Source organism: Cupriavidus sp. 05L411, from assembly GCF_056398045.1.
The window spans coordinates 108,008-127,735 of sequence record NZ_JBFTOQ010000026.1; the positions used below are offsets into that span (position 1 = coordinate 108,008).

The 19,728-nt window shown below is 64.7% G+C and carries 18 protein-coding genes and 1 tRNA gene; 10 read left to right on the forward strand and 9 right to left on the reverse strand.

Annotated elements, in window-relative coordinates:
• Positions 1-62: 62 nt before the first annotated feature.
• Positions 63-1,301: a cation:proton antiporter domain-containing protein gene (locus AC1DQR_RS26450; RefSeq protein WP_416049169.1), complete on the forward strand. Its 1,239-nt coding sequence runs from the start codon at positions 63-65 to the stop codon at positions 1,299-1,301.
• Between the two features lie 27 nt (positions 1,302-1,328).
• Here AC1DQR_RS26450 and AC1DQR_RS26455 read toward each other — a convergent pair whose 3' ends face one another.
• Complete coding sequence (locus AC1DQR_RS26455; protein ID WP_477134052.1) at positions 1,329-2,234, reverse strand: LysR family transcriptional regulator; 906 nt, start codon at positions 2,232-2,234, stop codon at positions 1,329-1,331.
• Between the two features lie 124 nt (positions 2,235-2,358).
• Between AC1DQR_RS26455 and AC1DQR_RS26460 the strand changes: the two genes are divergently transcribed.
• The gene (locus AC1DQR_RS26460; RefSeq protein ID WP_477134053.1) at positions 2,359-3,462 is read left to right on the forward strand and encodes a YeiH family protein; all 1,104 of its coding nucleotides are present in this window, start codon (positions 2,359-2,361) and stop codon (positions 3,460-3,462) included.
• Positions 3,463-3,509: 47 nt separating this feature from the next.
• Here the strand turns inward: AC1DQR_RS26460 and AC1DQR_RS26465 are convergent.
• Positions 3,510-3,596: transfer RNA gene (locus tag AC1DQR_RS26465), tRNA-Leu, on the reverse strand.
• Positions 3,597-3,804: 208 nt separating this feature from the next.
• Here AC1DQR_RS26465 and AC1DQR_RS26470 point away from each other — a divergent pair.
• From AC1DQR_RS26470 to AC1DQR_RS26480, 3 genes are all read left to right on the forward strand, one after another.
• The gene (locus tag AC1DQR_RS26470) at positions 3,805-4,131 is read left to right on the forward strand and encodes a hypothetical protein (protein WP_043347826.1); all 327 of its coding nucleotides are present in this window, start codon (positions 3,805-3,807) and stop codon (positions 4,129-4,131) included.
• A 282-nt stretch (positions 4,132-4,413) separates the two neighbouring features.
• Positions 4,414-4,671 carry a hypothetical protein gene (locus AC1DQR_RS26475; RefSeq protein ID WP_006158643.1) on the forward strand — a complete coding sequence of 86 codons (258 nt, stop codon included), beginning with the start codon at positions 4,414-4,416 and terminating at the stop codon, positions 4,669-4,671.
• Positions 4,672-4,867: 196 nt separating this feature from the next.
• Entirely contained in the window at positions 4,868-5,275 is a 408-nt protein-coding gene (locus tag AC1DQR_RS26480) for a heme-binding protein (protein WP_006158644.1), read from the forward strand.
• A 201-nt stretch (positions 5,276-5,476) separates the two neighbouring features.
• Here the strand turns inward: AC1DQR_RS26480 and AC1DQR_RS26485 are convergent, their stop codons facing one another.
• The 4 genes from AC1DQR_RS26485 to AC1DQR_RS26500 form a co-directional block, all read right to left on the reverse strand.
• Entirely contained in the window at positions 5,477-5,809 is a 333-nt protein-coding gene (locus AC1DQR_RS26485; protein ID WP_150983188.1) for a hemin uptake protein HemP, read from the reverse strand.
• A gap of 217 nt (positions 5,810-6,026) precedes the next feature.
• On the reverse strand, positions 6,027-6,440 hold the full coding sequence (locus AC1DQR_RS26490) for an ExbD/TolR family protein (protein WP_174425105.1): 414 nt from the start codon (positions 6,438-6,440) through the stop codon (positions 6,027-6,029).
• Between the two features lie 29 nt (positions 6,441-6,469).
• Complete coding sequence (locus AC1DQR_RS26495; protein WP_150983190.1) at positions 6,470-7,207, reverse strand: MotA/TolQ/ExbB proton channel family protein; 738 nt, start codon at positions 7,205-7,207, stop codon at positions 6,470-6,472.
• Between the two features lie 29 nt (positions 7,208-7,236).
• Complete coding sequence (locus tag AC1DQR_RS26500; protein ID WP_150983191.1) at positions 7,237-7,893, reverse strand: energy transducer TonB; 657 nt, start codon at positions 7,891-7,893, stop codon at positions 7,237-7,239.
• A 457-nt stretch (positions 7,894-8,350) separates the two neighbouring features.
• Between AC1DQR_RS26500 and AC1DQR_RS26505 the strand changes: the two genes are divergently transcribed.
• On the forward strand, positions 8,351-10,651 hold the full coding sequence (locus AC1DQR_RS26505) for an AAA family ATPase (RefSeq protein ID WP_183035094.1): 2,301 nt from the start codon (positions 8,351-8,353) through the stop codon (positions 10,649-10,651).
• A 21-nt stretch (positions 10,652-10,672) separates the two neighbouring features.
• On the opposite strand, the gene murI is transcribed toward AC1DQR_RS26505, so the two are convergent.
• Entirely contained in the window at positions 10,673-11,485 is an 813-nt protein-coding gene (gene murI, locus AC1DQR_RS26510; protein ID WP_416049165.1) for a glutamate racemase, read from the reverse strand.
• Positions 11,486-11,581: 96 nt separating this feature from the next.
• Positions 11,582-13,105, reverse strand: coding sequence for a fumarate hydratase (locus tag AC1DQR_RS26515; protein ID WP_183035092.1), 1,524 nt, complete (start codon positions 13,103-13,105; stop codon positions 11,582-11,584).
• Positions 13,106-13,390: 285 nt separating this feature from the next.
• On the opposite strand from AC1DQR_RS26515, the gene AC1DQR_RS26520 reads away from it, so the two are divergent.
• The 3 genes from AC1DQR_RS26520 to AC1DQR_RS26530 all read left to right on the forward strand — a co-directional run bounded on the left by AC1DQR_RS26520 (position 13,391) and on the right by AC1DQR_RS26530 (position 16,369).
• A complete protein-coding gene (locus tag AC1DQR_RS26520) occupies positions 13,391-14,275 on the forward strand; it encodes a hypothetical protein (protein ID WP_477134054.1) in 885 nt (294 codons plus the stop codon).
• An 82-nt stretch (positions 14,276-14,357) separates the two neighbouring features.
• Positions 14,358-15,110 (forward strand): response regulator, encoded by a 753-nt coding sequence (locus AC1DQR_RS26525; protein WP_477134055.1) that lies wholly within the window; start codon positions 14,358-14,360, stop codon positions 15,108-15,110.
• Positions 15,107-16,369 carry a sensor histidine kinase gene (locus tag AC1DQR_RS26530; RefSeq protein WP_416049162.1) on the forward strand — a complete coding sequence of 421 codons (1,263 nt, stop codon included), beginning with the start codon at positions 15,107-15,109 and terminating at the stop codon, positions 16,367-16,369. Before AC1DQR_RS26525 ends, AC1DQR_RS26530 begins: the two co-directional genes overlap by 4 nt.
• Here the strand turns inward: AC1DQR_RS26530 and AC1DQR_RS26535 are convergent.
• Positions 16,366-17,301: a DMT family transporter gene (locus AC1DQR_RS26535; RefSeq protein WP_477134056.1), complete on the reverse strand. Its 936-nt coding sequence runs from the start codon at positions 17,299-17,301 to the stop codon at positions 16,366-16,368. The genes AC1DQR_RS26530 and AC1DQR_RS26535 overlap by 4 nt on opposite strands.
• A 397-nt stretch (positions 17,302-17,698) precedes the next feature.
• Here AC1DQR_RS26535 and acs point away from each other — a divergent pair, with 397 nt between their 5' ends.
• Positions 17,699-19,681 (forward strand): acetate--CoA ligase, encoded by a 1,983-nt coding sequence (gene acs / locus AC1DQR_RS26540; RefSeq protein WP_416049160.1) that lies wholly within the window; start codon positions 17,699-17,701, stop codon positions 19,679-19,681.
• Positions 19,682-19,728 lie beyond the last annotated feature (47 nt).

The window sequence follows — 19,728 nt, forward strand, 5'->3', positions numbered from 1 at the left end:
CTGGGGGCGGGCGGGTTGTCCAGTCACCGCCGCCATGGCCAAGCACGAGGAACCCAAAACGCATGCATCACGCTACCCCGCTCATCAGCACCATCGTCGGCGGTCTCGTCCTGGCGTTTATATTGGGTGCGCTGGCCAACCGGCTAAAGCTCCCGCCGCTGATCGGATACTTGTGCGCGGGCATCGTGGTTGGCCCGTATACGCCGGGCTACACCGCGGACCAGGCGCTGGCGCCCGAACTGGCGGAGCTTGGCGTGATTTTGCTGATGTTCGGGGTTGGCTTGCATTTCTCGCTCAAAGACCTGATGGCGGTGAAAACGATCGCCATTCCCGGGGCCGTGGTACAGATCGGCATTGCTACCTTGCTCGGGATGGGCGCGGCTTGGGGCTTTGGCTGGGAATGGGGGCCAGGCCTGGTCTTCGGGCTGGCACTTTCGGTGGCTAGCACCGTGGTGTTGCTCAAGGCCTTGCAGGAGCGCGAACTGGTGGAGTCGCCGCAGGGCCGGATCGCGGTGGGCTGGCTGATCGTGGAAGACCTGGCCATGGTGCTGACGCTGGTGCTGCTGCCGGCGCTGGCGGGCCTGCTCACGCCGTCCGCAGACGCCACGGCGTCAGGCGCGGCCGCACCGGACTCGGGCGACATCGTGTTCGCCGTGTTCGCTACCCTGGGCAAGGTGGCCGCCTTCGTCGCGGTGATGCTGGTGATCGGCCGTCGCTTTATTCCCTGGATGCTGGAGCGCATCGTCTGGACCGGGAGCCGCGAACTGTTCCGTCTGGCGGTGTTGGCAACGGCACTCGGCGTGGCTTTTGGCGCGTACTCGCTGTTCGGCGTGTCGTTTGCGCTCGGTGCATTCTTTGCCGGCATGGTGCTGGCGGAGTCGGAGTTCAGTCACCGTGCGGCAGAGGAGTCGCTGCCCCTGCGCGATGCATTCGCAGTGCTGTTCTTTGTTTCGGTCGGCATGCTGTTCAACCCGATGGTGCTGATCAACGACCCCTGGGGTGTGCTGGCCACGCTGTTCATCATCGTGGTGGGCAAATCGCTCGCTGCGCTTTGCATCGTTCGGGTGTTCGGGCATTCCACCCGTACCGGCATGACCATCGCGGTCAGCCTGGCCCAGATCGGCGAGTTCTCCTTCATCCTCGCGGGTCTCGGCGTCTATCTGAAGATCCTGCCCGAGCGTGGCCACGCCCTGATCCTGGCTGGCGCGTTGCTGTCCATCGTGCTGAACCCGCTGCTGTTCCACCTGCTCGATCGCTATACCGCCAAGCATGCAGGCAAAGCGGATCCCCAACCCGCATGAGTGCGGGCATGCAGAGGCCTGTGCAGCTCACTGGCTGGTCGCCGCGGCATCGCGGCGAAGATACTCCGTAAAAGCCAGCAGGCCCTGCGTAGGGTATTTGTCCTGGTGAACCACGAGGTGCAGTGGTCTCACCACATCGGGCAGGCCATCGCGCAGCGCCACCAGTGTGCCGCGCTGCAATTCGTCGTCTACTACCTGCAGCGACAGGCAGCTCACTCCATAGCCGCTCATCACGGCACGCTTGATCGCTTCGGAGTTGCCCAGTTCCAGCGCGAAGCGCAACTCGCCCAGCAGTGGTGCCAGCCGTTGTTCGATGATCTCGCGCGTGCCCGAGCCGGGTTCGCGCACGACCCAGTCGGCGTCGCGCAAGGCGGCCAGATTGCCTGGGTCGCTTGCCAGCGGGTGTGACGGGCTGACCACCACCACCATCACATCGTCCCGCCAGTGGGCGCTGCGCAGGTCGCGCTCGTGGCATGTGCCTTCGATCAGCCCGATATCCGCTTCGAAATGCAGCAACGCCTGCAGGACCTCGCGCGTGTTGCCGATGCGCATGTCGAGCGCGCAGGGCCCGCTCTGTGCATGTCGAAAACCCGCGAGCAGGCCCGGCAGGATATAGCTGCCGATGGTGTTGCTGGCGGCAATGCGCAGTTGCACCCCGGGTTGCACGGTGAAGCGCTCGAGTTCCTGTGCCTGGTCCAGCAGCGACAGCGCGCGCGGGAAAAACAGCCGGCCGGTCTCATTGATGCTCAGGCGGCGCGCGACCCGGTCAAAGAGGGCGCCGCCCAGCGTGGCCTCCAGATCCGCCAGCGCGGCGCTGACCGCGGATTGCGACATGGCCAGCGCATCGGCTGCAGCCACGGTGCTGCCGTGCTGCGCCACCGCGACGAAAACGGAGAGTTGGCGCAGGGTCAGGCGGAGCGGGCGATGGGTCATATCTGTAAAGCAGGTAATGTATAGCGATATTACCTGTTTTACAGATTTCTGCCTGCTAAGTACGCTTCGGACATATTCAATATGCGCCCCGAAGCCCTCCGGCGTTACGGGCAGGACCCCCGCCATGTCTTCCATTCAATCGTCCGCAGTTGCCAATCTCGGCACCGAACCGCCTTCGTGGCCGACCCGGGTCTTGACGCTGGTGCCGCTGGGTTTCATCGCCTGGCTGGCCATGGTGTTCTCGGCGCACCCGGTGGTCTCGCACCTCGGCATGAGCGCGCTGACGCTGGCCATGTTCGCCGGCATGGTGGCGGGCAATACGCTGCCGCAACGCTGGCTCACCCCGCTTGCGCCGGGCATGCAGCTGGCGCGCCAGCAACTGCTGCGCCTCGGCGTGGCGTTGTATGGCCTGCGCCTCACCTTTGGCGCTATCGCCGACCTGGGCCTGGCAGGTGTGCTGGTGCCGCTGGCCATGCTGGTCGCGACCATGCTGCTGGGGATCTGGATCGGTTCTTCACTGCTGGGACTAAGCCGCCGGGAAGCCATTCTCGTCAGCGCGGGCAGCGCCGTATGTGGCGCCGCGGCGGCCATCGCGGTAGCTTCGGTGGTGCGCACCGACGATCGCCAGACGGCCGTGGCCGTGGCCACGGTGGTGCTGTTCGGCACGGCCGGCATGCTGTTGTATCCCTATCTGTTTGAGCTGGCCACGCAGCACTGGCACCTTGCCATCAGCGAGCGCACATTTGGCATCTACACTGGCGCCACGCTGCACGAAGTGGCACAGGTCATCGCCTCGGGCAAGATGGTCAGCGATGCCACCGCGGATGCCGCCGTGGTGACCAAGATGGTGCGCGTGCTGGCGTTGGGCCCGCTGTTGCTGGTGCTGGCGCTGTGGCCGAAGGCCGGCATCGGGCTGGAGGAAGACGGCAAGGGCGAGAAGGCGGCAGGCGGGCGTCCGTGGGGTGCCATCCTGAAGGCGATCCCGTGGTTTGCGGTGGGTTTTGTGGCGGTGATGGCCGTGCATTCGGCGGGCCTTGTGCCCCAGGACTGGAAGCCTGCCCTGCTGGCCTTCGATAACTGGCTGCTGGCTTGCGCGATGCTCGCAATTGGCTTGCACACCCGCATCGGCACCTTGCTGCGAGCCGGGCGCAAGCCTCTGGTGCTGGCAGGCCTGCTGTTTGTGTTCCTGGTGTGCGGCGGCGCGCTGTTGTGCGCGGCGGTGGCCTGAGCGCGCAAGGCCGGAGCAGGGGAGCGTGGATGCTGGGAGGGTGGTGCTGGTGCGGCCGACGGGGGTCGAACCCGTAAGCCCGTAAAGGCGGCAGATTTTAAGTCTGCTGAGTCTACCAATTTCTCCACGGCCGCACGGCAAGCCCGATATTGTGGTCGGTTGGGCGCGGTGATGCAAGCTCCGCGCGGGATTTGCGCAGTAGGCTGCCAAGTGGGCGGAGGCAACGTGTTTATGTGCTGGTTGTTACTCCTGGTAACAATGTAACGTTCTCGGTTTCACCTGCAATTTCCCAGGAACCTACAATACCTCTTATCGAATAACGCATTGCAAGAGGCAAGGATCATGAAACGTTGGTGGCTCGCAGGACTCGCTTTGCTTGGGGCGCTGGCATCCGGTGCGGCAATGGCCCATGTGAGCGTTGGCGTGGCGATTGGGGTGCCTGGCGTCGTGGTCGGCGGCCCGGCGTACTATCCGCCGCCAGCCTATATCGCCGCGCCGCCCGTGGTCATGGCGCCTGCCCCTGTCTACTATGGACCGCCGCCAGTCATCGTGCGGCCGGCGCCGGTCTACTACGGTCCAGGGCCAGGCTATTACGGCCCGCGCTACTACGGCCGCGGCTATTATGGGCGGGGCTACTACGGCCCGGGACACGGACGCCACTGGCGATAAGCATGAACGACCTGCCTCGCGCAGGTTGGTGAAAGGGGCCCTGCGGGGCCCTTTTGTTTTTCAGGCGCAGCCTTGGGAGGCACACTGTAGGCGGCAATCCGGACAAGGTTCCATAGTTATCGGTGGGGTCAAAAAATTTGAAGAAACAGGTCAAACCGGCTCTCATATCCTTATTAGGGTTTCCACCTATACTGCTGCTGTGACGCCGTGATGACAAGATTCCGCAATGCTTCATCATCCAGCGCCCCTCCAGCACGACCTAATTCCCAAGAGGATCCGCCCATGAAGATCAAAAACAGCCTGGTGGCGATCGCAGCCCTGACCGCCCTCTCCGCACTCTCCGCCTCCGCCTTCGCAGCCGGTATCGCCAAGGCAGACCCTTACACCGATGGCGCCAAGATCGGCAAGGTTGATCCCTACACCGATGGTGCCAAGCTTGGCAAGGTTGACCCGTACACCGACGGCGCACGCAAGGTGGATCCGTTCACCGACGGCGCCAAGGTTGGCGATCGCCGCGACCAGTTCAGCGACGGAGCCTGAGTTTGCTGGACATTAGCCTGCGGCCCTGAGGGCTTCGGCCGTCCGCATCCAGCAACGCCGTGAATCATCGAAGGACCCGCCTTGAGCGGGTCTTTTGCTTTTTGCGGGCAGGTGCCAGGACGGTAGCGGCATGGTCATGCCAAGGGCCGTGGCGCTATACTTCCGGCTCACTGAAATGATCTTCGAGGAGAGTGGTATGCAGCAAAAAACCGTGCTGACGGCAGATGATGTGAAGAAGGTACTGGCCGCAGCCGAGCTGGAAGCCAAGAATCACCAATGGGCGGTTTCGATTGCCATCGTGGACGACGGTGGTCACCTGCTGGCATTGCAACGCCTGGACGGCGCTGCACCGATTTCGAGCTACATCGCCACCGAAAAGGCACGTACGTCGTCACTGGGCCGTCGCGAGTCCAAGGTTTACGAAGACATGATCAACAACGGCCGTCACTCTTTCATGACCGCGCCGGTGCTGCAAGGCATGCTGGAAGGTGGTGTGCCTATCGTGGTCAATGACCAGGTAGTGGGTGCAGTTGGCGTGTCGGGCGTGAAGTCGACCGAAGACGCACAGATCGCGCGTGCGGGCATTGCCGCCCTGGGCGTCTGATACTCGCCTGCAAACAGAGGCGGTCGTGGGGGGGGGGGGGGGGGGGGGGGCCTGATGCTGAAGCCTGTCGACGGGCTTTGGTAACGGGCTGCCGGTTCCGGTAGCCCTTCTTGCTTCGAAATCCCGTACAGCGTTACATGGTTGCCACGATGGTTTCCCACGGCATGGCTTGTGCTGGCGCGTGCGCGCGCCTGGACACGGTCACTTCGTCAGGATCAGCTTGCCATAGCGCGTGATGCGCAGCGTGTAGACCTCGCCGTTATGCAGGATCGGCAGCAGGTTGGCGCCACGCATCAGCGAATCCAGGGGCACTGCATCTCCTGCGGGCGCCGCGGGGAGGCTGTCGCGCACCAGCGCTTCGAGCCGGGCGGGCAGGGCAGCTACAGCAGATTTCATCGATTCGATCGCCGCGCTGGCGGGGCTTTCGCGCCGCGCCTGCGCAGCCTTGTTGGGATTGACTTCGACCCGGCGCAGGGAAAGGCGGCGACGGGTGACTTCATGCGGTTGCGACAGCGGCAGGGTCAAGGTGCTCATGGGCGGGCTCCGGTCCGGTGGTCTGTGGCGGCTGCGCGAGACTGCGAGCGGTCACGACCGGGTTCAAGTTGGCTCAATCTTAAATGAGAATTGTTATCATTACAATAGAGACTTTTGATCGTGCAGGACGGGTCAGCACAAACAAAGAGGGCACTCCATGGAGTGCCCTCTTTGTCGATGCTACGTTGCCGGCGCAAAGAGCACGGCACGAACAATACTAATGCTTGGGTTCCGTGATGAACCCGATCTTGCCCAACCCGCCGTGCTGCGCGGCTGCCATGACTTCCGCCACACGCTCATAGCGCACGTCGCGATCGGCCCGCAGATGCAACTCAGGCTGCGGCTGCTGTTGCGCGGCCTGGGCTATGTTGGCTTCGAGCGTGGGCTCGTCCACCTCAGCCTGGTTCCAGAAGACCTTGCCGCTGGCGTCGATCGACAGGTTGATGTTCTGCGGCTTGGGATCGTTGGGCGTGTTGGTTGCACGCGGAAGGTCGATCTTGACCGTGTGGTTGATCACGGGAATGGTGATGATGAAGATGATCAGCAGCACCAGCATGACGTCGACCAGCGGCGTCATGTTGATTTCGCTCATTACTTCGTCATCGTCCGAGTCGAGGGTGCCGAATGCCATGATGACTTCCTTGTTGCCTTGCTGCGGCCTTACTGATTCTTGACTGCGAGGCGCACACCGTTGTCATCGGTGGCACGCGCGCTGGCGCTGGTCGGACGCACACGGGCGCCGGTGACGAAGTAGGCGTGCAGGTCGTGGGCGAAGCGGTTGAGTTTCGAGATCACGCCCTTGTTGCCGCGGGTCAGCGCGTTGTAGCCCAGCACGGCGGGGATCGCAACGGCCAGGCCGAAGGCGGTCATGATCAGTGCCTCGCCCACCGGGCCTGCCACCTTGTCGATGGTCGGCACGCCGGAGGCGCCGATGTTGATCAGCGCGTGATAGATGCCCCACACGGTGCCGAACAGGCCAACGAACGGCGCTGTGGAACCGACGGACGCCAGCACGGCCAGGCCCGATTGCATGCGTGCAACGGCCTCGTCGATGGCGCTCTTGAGCGAGCGGGTGATCCAGTCCGAGATGTCCATCACGTCGTGCAGCTGCGGCTGGCTGGCGCGATGGTGCTGCGCGGCCTCCTTGCCGGTCATGGCGAGCGTGCGGAACGGGTTGGCTTCGCTGCTGCCGAGGGTTTCGAGGGCGTGGTCGAAATCGTCGGAGTGCCAGAACTGCTTTTCCGCGCCATGCGCCATCTTCTTCAGCCGGAAGAGATCCCACGCCTTCGTGAGAATCACGATCCACGAAGCCAGCGACATGATGAGCAGAATGATGGCGGTGGCACGCATGACGAAATCGCCTTGCGTCCAGAGGTGAGAAAGTCCGAGGTCCTGCATGTTGGTTCCTGGTGAGGTCGGTATTGAAATCAGTTGAGTTCGAACCCGATCGGCTGCTGGGCGGTAACCGCCACGGCACGACCGTTGTCCAGATAGGGCTTGCAGCGCATGCGTCGCACCGCCTCCTCGGCGGCCTGGTCCAGCCTGGAGGATCCGCTCGAGGTCACGACCGCCGTCTTGACCACCTTGCCGGTATCGTCTGTAGTCAGACGCACCACGGCCTTGCCAGTTTCACCCATGCGGCGCGATTGCGACGGATAGGTGGGTTGCGGCGGGCTGCACTGGATCTCGCCAATCCCGACCGCGCGTGGCGCTGCCGACACAGGAGCGGCCGGCTCGGGCGCGGGGGCAGGCGGTGCCGGCGGGGCAGGTGGCGCGGGCGGTGCTTCCACGGCATTGGGCGTAGGCGGCAGCGATGCCACTGGCGTCGGCGTGGGGCGCGGTTGCGGCGGTGCAGGCTTGGGTGTGGTGACCTTCACCTGCTTGGGCGGGGTTTCCGGTTTGGGCTTTGGCGTCTCGACGGCAGGCTTTTGGGGTGGCTCGAGCGGGATGATGCGGGCGACGACTTCTGGCGAGATCACGGCCTCCGTGATCTTGCGCCCCAGCCCGCTCTGGATCAGGTAAAGCAGGCCGACGTGGAACAGCAGGACGGCAAGCGTGATCTTGAAAAAACGTTGATCGAACATGAGAAAACAGCAGATGTCGGCGAATTGGCGCGGCGCCGGCTTTATTAGCGATAGGGCCTATTTGCGATAGAACAGGATCAGCGAGATGCCACAACCGACCAGCAAGCTAAGCAGCAATTCCATGATAAACGCTCCTTCAACAGTGATGCCGGTGGGAGCGCCGCTCTCGAGGCAGCGTGTCAGGCTGTCAGTATAAACGATAATGATTCTTATTTGGTGGCATTTTGTGCAATGCGTTGAATCGCTGCCGCGCAGCCGTCTTTATACGCCGATTTGGCGATACCTTCCCGCGGCTGCGACAAAATGCGCGCTCTCGCACGGCACAGGGTTGCCGGCAATGCCCGATCTGCCACAAAGCGCGCTAGCATAGGAAAAAGACGATTCATTCGAGCCAATCGAGCCGTTCGAGCATTTCGCCGCGCCGGCCGCGGCGCCCCCCGTGCGAGAGGACCAGGCCATGGATTTCACCCGTTTCGCCGAAGACGACCGCTCGACCCTCCTGCGTGCCGCGACCGGCTCGCCATGCACCTCCGCGCTCGACTGGATGTGCGCCCAATTCGCCCTGCGGGTCGTGTGCTCGCTAGGGCCCAGATTCAACCTGCGCAGCAATATCAACGACATCCTGACGGTCAGCGCTCAGGAGATGGTGTGGCCGTACGGCGTGGTGTTGCGCGTCCAGCGCTTCCTTGCCGCGCGCTGCGCCGATATGCCGGCCTGGAAAGGCGCAGCGCGCCTCACGCCCGAAGAATTCCTGGAGCGGCACGGGCAATGGAACAGCGCGTTCGACGAGAGCGCGCTGTTCTACTACCTGGATGAGTACGTCAAGCATCACGCCAAGGATATGTTCGCCGTGTTCGATGCGTCGGCGGCAGCGCTGGCAGCGCGGCTGGATGGCGAGCGCGTGCTGCTGGTGCGTAACATCGACATGCTCAGCCATGTGCTGGATTTGCCCGAGCACGAGCGCAAGCTGTTGCTGTATGCGGCGCTCGCAAAATACAAGCGCGACCTGCGCGCGGTGATGGTGGACTGTAAGGTGGCGCACAGCCAGGAAGCCTTCCAGATCCTCGCCGGCTTGACCGGCGCAAGTCCGGCCGCGGTGGCGGCGTCGCTGCGGCCCGGCTCGCGCCTGGAGACGCTCAACCTGATCGAGCAGCCCCTGCCCGAGAACAGCGTGACCGATCTGGGCGACCTGATGCGCCTGTCGGACCGGCTGCTGCATGTCCTGCTTGGCAACTACGCGAACGAAGCCGAGATGATGGCGGTGTTCACGCGCCCGGCGGCGGCCCCCACGCTTGGCACCGGCGACTATCCGCACGTCGAGACCGATGCGCGCTACCTGTCGGCGCTGCTGGCCAACGCCACGCAGCAGCATGCTTGCGGCGTCAACGTGTTGATCTACGGCCCACCCGGCACCGGCAAGACCGAGTTCGCGCGGCTGCTGGCGCGCGAGGCTGGCTGCGAGTTGTACGAAGTAGACTGCCTGGACCGCGACGGCAACAGCTTGTCAGGCAAGGATCGCTATCGCTCGCTGCAGGTGTCGCAGGCGTTCCTGCGTGGCCGCCCGCGCACGGCTCTGCTGTTCGATGAAGTCGAGGATGTGTTCCCGGGCAGCGCGCGCGAGCTCACCAGCCTGTTTGGCCAGGAGGACCCGCGCGGCTCGGTGAACGGCAAGGCCTGGGTCAACCAGACATTGGAGCAGAACCCGGTCCCGGTGATCTGGATCTCCAACTCGATTCGCCAGATCGACCCGGCCTATCTGCGCCGTTTCCAGTTTCACCTGGAGCTGAAGATCCCGCCCCCGCTGGTGCGCGAGAACATCATTCGCAAGCACCTGGGCACGCTGGACGTGAGCGACGCCTTTATCGCGTCGCTGGCCGCGCGCAAGACCTTGACACCGGCACAGGTGCAATCGGCCGCGCGCTTCGTGCAGCTGGCGGGCTCGGGCGTGGCCGAGCCGGTGGAGGCGCTGATCTTGCGGCAGCTTGACCATGCCGACCGCGCCATGGGCTTGCGCCCGGAAGTGGAAGGGCGCCCGGTGGTGACGCACTACCGCCTGGATTACCTGAACCTGGAGACGCGCTACGAGGTCGGCAAGATCGTGCAGGCGCTCAAGGCACGGCAGCGCGGCACCTTGTGTTTCTATGGTCCCCCTGGCACCGGCAAGACCGCGCTGGCCGAGCACATCGCGGCCGCGCTCGAGCAGCCGCTGATGATCCGTCGCGCCTCCGACCTGATGAGCAAGTACGTGGGGGAAACCGAGCAGCAGATCGCGGCGATGTTCGCGCGCGCGGAGGAAGATGGCGCCATCCTGTTGCTCGACGAAGCCGACAGCTTCATGCAAAGCCGGCAGAACGCCGTGCGCAATTACGAGGTGTCCGAGGTCAACGAGATGCTTCAGGGCATGGAGCGCTTCAACGGCATCTTCGTTTGCACCACCAACCTGTTCGAGCGGATCGACGAGGCGGCGCTGCGCCGCTTCTCGTTCAAGATCCGTTTCCTGCCGCTCAAGCCCGAGCAACGCACGGCGATGTTTGTCGAGGAAGCGCTGGATGCCGATCCGCAGCGCATGGACGCCACCATGCGCGAGGAGTTGGCGAAGATGGATTGCCTGACGCCGGGCGACTTCGCCACGGTCAAGCGTCAGTGCGTGCTGCTCGGCGAGACGCTGACGCCAGACGAGTTCCTGGCGCAGTTGCGCCAGGAACATGCTGTCAAGCCGGACGTGCGGCAGCGCCGGCCGCTGGGGTTCCTGCAGTGACCTGAAGCGGGAGCCGAAGCCTCAGTCGAATGCCGGCGCGGGCTCGATCACGAGGGTCTCCGCGGGCGCGTCCACATGCAGCAGCGCCGCGGCCATGGCGCGCAGGTGGGCGGCATCCTTGGTCGACGTGTAGCGGTCGTTGGGTACCGCGTCGGCGTTTGCAGCCATGTCGTGCTCGGCCAGCTTGCGCCGAAGTTGCCGCGCGATCGCGTCACCGGTATCGACCAGCTTCAAACGGTCGCCCACCAGTTCACGCACGGTGTCCGACAGGAAGGGGTAGTGGGTGCAGCCAAGTACCAGCGTATCGGCGCCGGCCTCGAGCATGGGCGACAGGTAGGTGGTGAGTTTCTCGCGCACGGCCGGGCCATCCACATCGCCTTGCTCGATCAGCGGCACCAGCCCGACGCCAGCCTCGCAGAGGAAGCGGCTCTCGCCCTCCAGGGAGGCAAGCAGCCTGCCGAACTTTGCGCTCTTCAATGTGTTACCCGTGGCCAGCACGCCAACCACTTTGCTGCGGCTGGCGGCGGCGGCGGGTTTCAGGCCGGGCTCGACGCCGATGATCGGCAGCGCCAGCTTTTCGCGCAGCGTTTGCACCGCATGCATGGTCGCCGTGTTGCAGGCGATCACCAGGGCCTTGCAGCCCTGCGCCACCAGCCATTCGCAAACCTGCAGCGTGCGCGCCTCGACAAAATGCTCGGGCTTCTCGCCATAGGGCGCGTACTTCGAGTCGGCTACGTAGATCAGCGATTCCTGCGGGAGCAGGGCACGGATTTCGCGCAACACGGACAGGCCGCCGAGGCCGGAATCAAAGATGCCAATGGGTGCGTTGTTCACGGGAAGGATCGAGGCAATCAAGAGGTTAGGTAGCAAAAAGCCGGGTCGGATGACCCGGCTTTTGCAGACAGCATCGCTGTCACGGCGCGGGGCGCGTTACAGCGCAGCGACCGGGATCTTGCCGATCTTGGCTTGCCATTCGGCGGGGCCGGTCTTGTGCACCGAGGTGCCTTCGCTGTCCACGGCCACCGTCACGGGCATGTCCTTGACGTCGAACTCGTAGATGGCTTCCATGCCCAGGTCTTCGAAGCCGACCACCTTGGCGTGCCGGATAGCCTTGGCCACCAGGTAGGCCGCGCCGCCGACTGCCATCAGGTAGGCAGACTTGTGCTTCTTGATGGCCTCGATCGCCACCGGGCCGCGCTCGGCCTTGCCGATCATCGAGATCAGGCCGGTTTCGGCCAGCATCATCTCGGTGAACTTGTCCATGCGGGTAGCGGTGGTGGGACCTGCCGGGCCGACGGCCTCGTCGCGCACCGGATCGACCGGGCCCACGTAGTAGATCACGCGGTTGGTGAAGTCCACCGGCAGCTTCTCGCCCTTGGCCAGCATGTCGGCGATGCGCTTGTGCGCGGCGTCGCGGCCGGTCAGCATCTTGCCGTTGAGCAGCAGGGTCTGGCCCGGCTTCCACGAGGCGACTTCTGCCGGCGTCAGCGTGTTCAGGTCGACGCGCTTGGAAGTCTCGGTGTTCGGTGCCCACTCGACCTTCGGCCAGGCCGACAGGTCAGGCGCTTCGAGCTTGGCCGGGCCGCTGCCGTCCAGCGTGAAGTGCACATGGCGGGTGGCCGCGCAGTTCGGGATCATCGCGACCGGCTTGGAGGCAGCGTGGGTGGGGTAGCCCATGATCTTGACGTCCAGCACGGTGGCCAGGCCGCCCAGGCCTTGCGCGCCGATGCCAAGCGCATTGACCTTCTCGTACAGCTCGACGCGCATTTCCTCGATCCAGTCTTGCGGGCCGCGAGCGATCACGTCCTGGATGTCGATCGGGTCCATCAGCGATTCCTTGGCCATGACCATGGCCTTCTCGGCGGTGCCGCCGATGCCGATGCCCAGCATGCCCGGCGGGCACCAGCCGGCGCCCATGGTCGGCACGGTCTTGAGCACCCAGTCGACGATGGAGTCGGACGGGTTGAGCATGACGAACTTCGATTTGTTCTCCGAGCCGCCGCCCTTGGCCGCCACCTGGATGTCCACGGTATTGCCCGGCACCACTTCGTAGTGGATCACGGCAGGGGTGTTGTCCTTGGTGTTCTTGCGGCCGCCTTCGGGCGGGCTCACGATGGACGCGCGCAGCACGTTGTCCGGGTTGGTGTAGCCGCGGCGCACGCCTTCGTTGATCATGTCCGACAGGCCCATGGTGGCGCCATCCCAGCGCACATCCATGCCGACCTTGACGAAGATCGTCACGATGCCGGTGTCCTGGCAGATCGGGCGCTTGCCTTCTGCGCACATGCGGCTGTTGGTCAGGATCTGCGCGATCGCATCCTTGGCCGCGGGACTCTGCTCCAGCTCATAGGCACGGCCCAGGCTGGTGATGTAGTCCATCGGGTGGTAATAGCTGATGTATTGCAGGGAGTCGGCGACGCTCTGGATGAGGTCTTCTTGTTTGATGACAGTCATTTTTGTGGGGAGGACAGTCGAGGGGAAATTCAGCCCGAAATCATACACCTAGCGAGGGGGAGGCGCCTGACTGCATGCGGCTGTCGACAGGGTTGCAGGTGCGCTTCGCTGCGCACGGATGGCCGATGCGCGCTTCCTGCCGCGAAGTTCTTCCCCTGCCTGCGAGGCTTGCCTTACAGGGCCTTACGGGTGGGTGAAAAGGCCCCGATTCCGTTTTCTCCTTGGAGCATGTTCACGGTGGGCCGGCGGTTATCTTGGCATCTCCTCAATAACGGAGATGTGACCATGACCTTGAGCGCAATTGGCAGCAACACGTCGCTGTCCAGCCTCTTTCAGACGCAGTCCACCAGCAAAAGCTGCAGTAGCCAGGATGCGTCCAGTGGCAGCGACACCAGCAACTCGGCCAGCAATCCGGCCGATGCGCTGATGCAGGCACTTCAGCAAACGCTGGCACAGTTGGGCATCACGACCTCGTCGTCCAGTACGGACAACTCGACGACCGCGGCGTCCGCCTCGTCTGCCACTTCCGCCACTTCCGCCAGCACCCCTTCGGGTGCCGCTGCCAGCACCGCCACCGCAGCGTCCAGCGCTACGGACAGCGCGGATGCGTCCGGCAACGCGGTGCAGGCGTTCGTCGGCGCGCTGTTCCAGGCACTTGCCGCCCAGGCTGCCGGCACCACCGCGAGCCAGGGCACGAGCGCTGCTACCACCGCTACCACTGCTACCACTGCTACCACTGCTACCACTGCTACCACTGCTACCACTGCTACCACTGCTACCACTGCTACCACCGCCGCCAGCACGACCGACAGCACCGTAGCCAGCGCGACCGGCACCGATGCGACGCAGACGACCCAATCGCCGGCTGCCGCAACCGGCCATCACCACCATCATCACCACTACCAGAGCGTCAGCGCGGATCTGTCCAGCCTGGCGCAAGAAGCTGGCGCCAGCAGCACTTCATCGAGTGGTGCCAGTTCGGATAGCGCCAGCAACCCGGCCTCAGCAACGCTCGCGACCCTCGAGACGGATTTTTCCGCGCTTCAGCAATCCGGTAGCTCGGGATCGACGGTATCCTTGCAGTCGTTCCTGCAGACGCTCTCGGCCAACCTGAGCAGCGGCAACGGTACGATGAGCACCGTTGGCAACTTCGTTACCACGCAGGCATAAAGAACCACCCGCAAGGGCGTGCTGGTGTTCCCGGCATGCCCTGCGCACGCTGCCCCGGCAGCGTGCGCGCGCCTTTATATTCATGACTCCTCACGTGCTTCTCGTCGACGACGACCCCGTCGCCTGTGACCTGCTGTCACGCATCCTGCTATCCAGCGGCATGACGGTGTCGGTGCTGCATGACGGCTACGATTTGTCGCGCCGCCTCACGCAAGAGAGGCCATCGGTGGTGCTGCTCGATATCATGATGCCGCGCAAGGATGGGCTGAGCGCATTGCAGGAAGTGCGCGCTGCCGGTGACGATGTGCCCATGATTTTCCTGTCGGCGCGTGGCGAGGCCGCGGACCGTGCCGCGGGCCTGGAGCTTGGCGCCGACGATTACCTGCCCAAGCCATTTTGCTCGCGCGAATTGCTGGCGCGGATCCACGCGGTGCTGCGCCGCCGCCCGCAGGCCCCGGGGAGCGCGCCGGAGCAGCGTCACTCTTACAGTTTTGGTCCGTTCGACGTCGATTTTTCGGCCCGCATCCTGACGCGCGACGGCGAGCGCCTGCCTTTGCGCGATACCGAATTCGCCATGCTCAAGGTCTTCACCGGCCACCAGATGAAGGTGCTTTCGCGCGCCCGGTTGCACGACCGTCTCTATGGCTCCGACATGCATTTCCGCGACCGCAGCCTGGATGTGCCGGTCTGGCGCTTGCGCCGCGTGATCGAGGAGGATCCATCCGTGCCTCGTTACATCCAGACCGTGCGGGGCCGCGGCTACGTCTTCGTCCCCGGGCTGGACGCGTTCTGCGCCGACGAAGCCGACGATCTCGACGAAGCGCCGGACACATGAAGAATCCGTTCAATACGCTGTTTGGGCGCATGGCGGTGCTATCCGTCTCCGTGCTCGTCATTGTCCATCTGGGCTGGACCGCGCTGATGTTTCACCTGCGCCCGCATGGCCAGGCGGACGGCATGGCACGGGGCATCGTGCTGGCGCTGGGCACGCTCGACGGGAGGCCGGGTGCCGGCGCGGAGCGCAAGCCAGGCGCCGCCATCCGGCTTGCCGCCCTTGGCACCGAGCCCGCCGCCGGCCCGTTGCCAGAGCATGGACCCTTGCGCCATCTGCTGCGCGACCTTCGGCAAGGGCTTCCAGCGGGGTCGGAGCTGCGTGTGGACCAGGCATGGCCGCCGCACCTGTGGGCGCGTCTTCCAGGGCAGTCCCGCTGGGCGGTCATGGCACTGGACATGCGGCCGCCGCCATTGCCGCCGTTCGTCTTTGAAACCACGGGCATGCTGGTCGCGGCGATCCTGCTGTCCCTGTTCGTGGCATGGCAGATGCAGCGCCCGATCGCCCGCGTGGCCGGTGCCGCGCGCGAGCTTGGCAATGGCGGGAGCGCGGCGCTGATTCCGGTGACAGGTCCGTCCGAGTTGCGCTATCTGGCCGAGTCCTTCAACGACATGATGCGCAGGCAGGCGGAGAGCCGCGAGAACCAGGCGGTCATGCTCGCCGGCGTGGCGCACGACCTGAAGTCGCCGCTGACCCGGCTGCGCCTGCGCGCCGACGTGCTTGCGGACACCGCTGAGCGCGGTGGCTTTGTGCAGGACATCGACTCGATCACGCATATCGTCAACCAGTTCCTGGAGTACGCGAACGAGAGTCCCGATCCCGGCCCGGCCATCGAAGTCGATGCCTTCCTGCGCCAGCAGTTTTCCGGCGCGTTGTTTCAGTTGCGCCTGGACGCCGGGCCGCGGTTCGTGTTGCCGCGCACGCTGGTGGACCGGATGGTCACCAACCTGGTGGACAACGCGCTGGAGTACGGCATGCCGCCGATCCAGATCGAGACCCGGCTGGACGGCGAGCACTGGCATATCGTGATACGCGACCATGGCGAGGGCATGCCGGATGCGCAGGTCGAGGTGGCGATGCGTCCATTCGTGCGGCTAGACACCTCGCGCGGCGGCGACGGCCATTGTGGCCTTGGGCTGGCGATCGTCAGCCGCCTGGTGGAACGCATGGGGGGCAAATGCCTCGCTCGCAATGCGCCCGGGGGCGGTTTCCAGGTCTGCCTAGTGATGCCGGCGTTGGGCCGAAGCCCCTCAATGGGCTAGCCCTTGCCTGTCCTGCTGGCGCGCCACGCGCGGCGGGCCAGCGGTCCGGGCCAGCTCGCCAGCGCGATGCCGGCCAGCACACAGGCGAGCGCCACGCCGTGCGGCCAGCCCGGCGTCTCCCCGAGGAACACGATGCCGTAGGTGGCGGCCGCGATCGGCAGCACCGCAGTGAACACGCCCGCCATCTGTGCCGGCACATGGCGCACGCCTTTCATCCACAGCCAGAACGAGAAGATGCTGGCCGACAGCGCATACCAGAGCACCATCCACCATATGCTCGCCGGAACCGATGCCGTGTCGAAATGCAGCAGCGGCATCAGGCCCAGCGGCAGCATCAGCAGCCCACCGATCAAGTGCGTATAGGCGCAGATCTCGATGGCCGCCAGAGTTTGCGCCAGGCGCCGCGAGAGGATCACGTAGATCGATTCGCAGATTACCGCGCCCATGATCATCAGGTTGCCGAGCAGCGCATGCTCGCCGCCGACGTCGGCACCGCTGCCGCCGCCGTGGTCCGTGCCCCGCGCCACGTTCAGCACCGCGATGCCCGCCACCGCCAGCAAGACCGAGAACACGGTGCGCCGCGACAGCCGTTCGCGCAGGATCAGCCACGAGAGCAGGGCCACGGTCGCCGGGATGGTGCTGGTGATCACGCCCGCGGCCATGGCGCTGGTCAGCCGCACGCCGCCCAGCATCAGCAGCGTGAACAGGAACGTGCCGAAAAAGGCTTGCAGGAAGAGGTTGAACCATTCGCCGCGCGAGACGGCGCGCATGCGCGCGGGGCGGTACCAGGGCGCCAGGCACGCAATGGCGATGGCGAAGCGCAGCAGCGCGAACAGCAGGATGGGTACGTAAGCGACGATGGCCTTGCCCAGCCCGACATTGCTGCCGACGAGGGCCATTGAGGCAATCAGGAAGAGGGCGTGGATGGGCACGGGGTCTGGGTGGCGGCGCTGTTTGATCGGGATCTGGCCGGCTTCTGGCCTGGTTCTGGCACGGTACTGGCCGCGATTTGGCGACGATTCTGCGACGATTTGGCGAGTAATGGCCGGTGGCTCGCGGTGGCGCGTTGCGCTGAGCATGTCTGCCAGCGAGGGTTCGCAATGCCGCAGCGCCGCGTTCGGGATAGGGTCGCGGCATTATAGCTGTGCTAGCCTAATGGAGAAGGCTGCACATCCTTACCCGTGTCCGGCCGTTATCCATGGTGCGCTGCAGCAGCCGGCGCACAGGTGGCGGCATGCGAGCGGGTTGGGTTTGGCAGCGTCAGGTTTAAGTAAGCCGTCGAGCGTAAGTTCGCAGCCAGGCAGCCACGCTATATCAGGAGACAAACAAATGTCCGCCATCGAGTCCGTGATGCAGGAGCATCGCATTTTCAATCCCCCGGCGTCGTTCGCCAAGCAAGCCGCGATCCCCAGCATGGAGGCTTACCAGGCATTGTGCGACGAAGCCGAGCGCGACTACGAGGGTTTCTGGGCGCGCCACGCCCGCGAGCAACTGCACTGGACCAAGCCCTTCACCAAGGTGCTGGACGAGAGCAATGCGCCGTTTTACAAGTGGTTCGAGGACGGCGAGCTCAATGCTTCCTTTAACTGCCTGGACCGTAACCTGGACAACGGCAATGCCGAGAAGGTGGCCATTGTCTTCGAGGCTGACGACGGCACTGTTACCAAGGTCACCTATCGCCAGTTGCATGCCAAGGTGTGCCAGTTTGCCAACGGCCTCAAGGCGCTGGGCATCAGGAAGGGCGACCGCGTCGTCATCTACATGCCCATGTCCGTCGAGGGCGTCGTAGCCATGCAAGCCTGCGCGCGCCTTGGCGCCACGCACTCGGTGGTGTTCGGCGGCTTTTCCGCCAAGTCGCTGCAAGAGCGGCTGGTCGACGTGGGCGCGGTGGCGCTGATCACCGCCGACGAGCAGATGCGCGGCGGCAAGGCGCTGCCACTCAAGGCCATCGCCGATGAAGCGCTGGCGCTGGGTGGCTGCGAAGCCGTGAAGAGCGTGATCGTGTACCGCCGCACGGGCGGCAAGGTCAACTGGGCCGAAGGCCGCGACCGCTGGATGGACGATGTTGCCGCCGGCCAGCCGCAGACCTGCGAGGCCGAGCCCGTCAGCGCCGAGCATCCGCTGTTCGTGCTCTACACCTCGGGCTCGACCGGCAAGCCCAAGGGCGTGCAGCACAGCACCGGCGGCTACCTGCTGTGGGCGCTGATGACGATGAAATGGAGCTTCGACATCAAGCCCGGCGACATGTTCTGGTGTACCGCCGATATCGGCTGGGTCACTGGGCACACCTACATCGCCTACGGCCCGCTGGCCGCCGGCGCCACGCAGGTGGTGTTCGAAGGGGTGCCCACTTATCCCAACGCGGGGCGCTTCTGGGACATGATCGCGCGCCACAAGGTCAGCATCTTCTACACCGCGCCGACCGCGATCCGCTCGCTGATCAAGGCGGCCGAGGCCGACGAGAAGATCCATCCCAAGCAATACGACCTGTCCAGCCTGCGCCTGCTGGGCACGGTGGGCGAGCCCATCAACCCCGAAGCGTGGATGTGGTACTACCAGAATATCGGCGGCGAGCGCTGCCCGGTGGTCGACACCTTCTGGCAGACCGAGACCGGCGGCCACATGATCACGCCGCTGCCGGGCGCTACGCCGCTGGTGCCGGGTTCGTGCACCTTGCCGCTGCCGGGCATTATCGCGGCCATCGTTGACGAGACAGGGCAGGACGTACCGAACGGCAGTGGCGGCATCCTGGTGGTCAAGCGGCCGTGGCCTTCGATGATCCGCACCATCTGGGGCGACCCGGAGCGGTTCAAGAAGAGCTACTTCCCGGAAGAACTCGGCGGCAAGCTGTACCTTGCCGGCGACGGCTCGATCCGCGACAAGGAGACCGGCTACTTCACCATCATGGGCCGTATCGACGACGTGCTCAACGTCTCGGGCCACCGAATGGGCACGATGGAAATCGAGTCCGCGCTGGTCTCCAACCCGATGGTGGCGGAAGCCGCCGTGGTGGGCCGCCCGGACGACATGACCGGCGAGGCCATCTGCGCCTTCGTGGTGCTCAAACGCTCCCGCCCGAACGAGGAAGAGGCCAAACAGATCGCCGCCGAACTGCGCAACTGGGTGGGCAAGGAGATTGGCCCGATCGCCAAGCCCCGCGACATCCGCTTTGGCGACAACCTGCCCAAGACGCGCTCCGGCAAGATCATGCGGCGCCTGTTGCGCTCGCTGGCCAAGAACGAAGAGATCACCCAGGACACGTCCACCCTGGAAAACCCCGCCATCCTGGAGCAGTTGAAGCAGGCACAATAACGCGATGACGCGATAACGCGATAGTGCGGTCATCCGCCCCTGCCGGC